Here is a 1489-nt window from a genome sequence, read left to right as displayed (position 1 = left end):
TGTGTTTCTTCTAGATAAATTTGGAGGGAATCCCTATAGTGATCCGCAAGTGACTTTCAATGCTTTATTTCATATCCTTCACGATTTATTAGGAACCGAAGCTGGATTAGTCATCTTTACCTGGCTTGTCTATAGTAAAGGCATTGCTCAAAAAAACTCCAAAGCTACATTAGCGACAGGAAAAAATTAGTAAATACTAATTTTGATATATACCAGTTTTAAATTGGCCAGGGTAATCCTAAGCTATTTAGTATTACTATAGGTTAACAAGTATTATCATTATCAAAAACAAAGTAGTGACAGTGGCGGGGTGCGGAATGTGGGTGATTAATTTATTGTCACTAATAAGCTAGTAAGCGTTCGCGTAGTGTCGGCTATGACCCATCGCCCTCTAACAAATGGGGATCTCTTCGAGACCCCCTTAGCGATGTGCTTTCAAGTCTTCGATTCATAGTATTAGTCATTTGTCAAAAAAATTTAGATGGCTTTGCCCTGGGGGCTAAAGCCATCCGTCTCCTTTGCACCAGGGACAGGCAAACGATCATACCAGTCTTCTAGGATCTGGTATGATCGTTTGTTAACGTTCAGCTGCGAGTGAATGAAATTGTCTGTTTTCTAATTTTAGACAATTGTCAAGGAATCTAAACATCGCTATCTGGGAATGTTGACAGTTTGTTTCCCAATCAAATTCTGAATATGCTACAAAGATGGTTACTTAAGCTAGGTCAACCTTAATCGAGAGGATAGTTTTAAACCGGTGGGAAATTTCAGTCAGCTCTTAGAACCAATTGCTAACCAATTTAGGATTTTAGGTATTCCTGAGCCAGTGGTGCATTGGGGACACCCATTGATGATGGGAATTGTGGTATTGATTATGGGTAGCTTTGTGGGAATAGCAGGATGGCGTGGTCGAGTAGTATCTGAGCCTGAAATAGCACTACAGAGTCGCAGTGATCATCGCAAAATAGCACCCTGGATGTTCATTTTTATCGCAGGTGGCTACACGGGTGGGGTTTTGTCTCTGGTAATGCAGTATCAGCCAATTCTCGAAAGCCCCCACTTTTGGACAGGATCAATCGTACTGATTTTGCTGGCTGCTAATGGGGTGATTGCCTTGACTGGCTTTGGCGGGAACAAACCATTGGTGCGTAGCGTTCATGCCTACTTAGGAAGTACGGCACTTTGCCTGCTATTGCTTCATGTTGTTTTGGGCTTAAAGCTAGGTTTATCGATCTGATGAAGCCTGCCAGTGGTACAGTAGTAAGTCTTGCTTATATTATCGGCCTACTTTCTACAGGGATTCTCCACTTACCGACTGGTGAGATTCCCTGGCAAGAGTATAGAGCTTTGGTAACAGGATTGGTTGTCACAGGGATAGTGGCTGCGATCGCATTCCCCAGGTTCTGGCGCACAGGACCAAAACCAAGATTATGGGTAGCAGCAGGACTAATCTCGGCCTTGGCGGTGGTCTATTTTCAATTGCGGGTAC

1 protein-coding gene and 2 pseudogenes are annotated in these 1489 nt (G+C 43.0%); all 3 read left to right on the top strand.

Going from position 1 to position 1489, the window contains the following annotated elements; translation table 11 throughout:
- Nucleotides 1-190: pseudogene (locus F6K37_RS42040) on the top strand (hypothetical protein); the annotation flags it as partial.
- Between the two features lie 567 nt (nucleotides 191-757).
- A complete protein-coding gene (locus F6K37_RS42035; RefSeq protein ID WP_071103735.1) occupies nucleotides 758-1237 on the top strand; it encodes a DUF4079 domain-containing protein in 480 nt (159 codons plus the stop codon).
- Nucleotides 1237-1489, top strand: a pseudogene (locus tag F6K37_RS42030) (ComEC/Rec2 family competence protein); the annotation flags it as partial. The gene F6K37_RS42035 and the pseudogene F6K37_RS42030, both read left to right, overlap by 1 nt.

This window comes from Moorena sp. SIO4E2 (assembly GCF_010671945.1).
In the GTDB taxonomy this organism is placed as follows: domain Bacteria; phylum Cyanobacteriota; class Cyanobacteriia; order Cyanobacteriales; family Coleofasciculaceae; genus Moorena; species Moorena producens.
The sequence above is the reverse complement of the archived record's forward strand: the minus strand, read 5'-3'. Positions and strand labels throughout refer to the sequence as shown.